The organism is Methylobacterium variabile, from assembly GCF_001043975.1.
Classification (GTDB): domain Bacteria; phylum Pseudomonadota; class Alphaproteobacteria; order Rhizobiales; family Beijerinckiaceae; genus Methylobacterium; species Methylobacterium variabile.
The window spans coordinates 1-1,000 of sequence record NZ_LABY01000540.1 but is presented as its reverse complement, the minus strand read 5'-3'; the positions used below and the strand labels follow the sequence as shown (position 1 = coordinate 1,000).

2 protein-coding genes are annotated in these 1,000 nt (G+C 61.8%); both read left to right on the top strand.

Going from position 1 to position 1,000, the window contains the following annotated elements; all coding sequences use genetic code 11:
- The coding region (locus VQ02_RS38910; RefSeq protein ID WP_209437113.1) for a hypothetical protein at nucleotides 1–216 on the top strand (216 nt) is incomplete at its 5' end.
- Nucleotides 217–499: 283 nt separating this feature from the next.
- On the top strand, nucleotides 500–1,000 hold a 501-nt coding region (locus tag VQ02_RS34395; RefSeq protein ID WP_245239951.1), incomplete at its 3' end, for a PAS domain-containing protein.

Below are 1,000 nucleotides of genomic sequence, written 5' to 3'. Positions count from 1 at the left end.
TTCGCTCTGATATGTTTATATTCGTCCTGCTTCTCCGTCGTGTCCCTGCCCCTCCATCCCTACCTGACGCAGGGTCACCCCTTCACATCTCCCTCTCGTATCCCTTCTTTTTTTTTGCTGAGGCTCATCAACGCGGTGGTGCGCCTTCATCAGGGCACGCTCGCGCTGGAAGACAACCGGCCGGGACTTCGCGTCGTCATGACCCTCCCGGCCTGAAACTGTCTTACAAAACTCCCGGTCACCGTCGTCTCTCGCTCACGGCACAACGGCGCAGCGGGAGTTTGTCTTGAGAGATACAAAGCAAGAAGAACGGCTTGGTCACGACTACGCAACCAAAGGAGTCATCTGCGCGGTCGAGGCGCCATTGCGGAGCTTCCAAAAAAGTATCTGAGCAAATTGGCGCGGGGCGATCCAACTGAGGGCGTATCACTTCGCATGATGTATGGCGTCTCGTCCGAAGTCCTCGCGCGCAACACAATCCCACGCTAACCCGGCCCGCATGCAACCCGTGATCCTTCCGGAACCCGAAACCCTGTCCCGCGAGCAACTTGAAGCCGAGGTGCGCAACCTGCGCGCCCAGTCGGCCTCGCTCGCCCAGATGTTCGAGCAAGCCCCGAGCTTCATTGCCCTGCTGACCGGACCGGAGCATCGTTTCGCGCTGACAAACGCCGCCTACCAAAGGGCCATCGACCACCGCGACGTGGGCGGGTGCACGGTTGCAGAGGCTCTGCCGGACGCGGCCGCCCAAGGCTACGTCGACCTGCTCGACGACGTCTTCCGCTCGGGCAAAGCACACCGGGCGACCGGTGCCAGGTACGCCGTCCAGGCCGTACCGGGCGGTCCGATCAACGAGCGCTACCTCGATTTCATCTACCAGCCCATCACCGACGCGTATGGGGGTATCAGCGGCATTTTCGTGGAAGGGCACGACGTCACCGAGCGGACCCTCGCCGAGATCGCCCTGCGGGAGAATGAGGCCCGCTACCGAACCCTGTTCGAG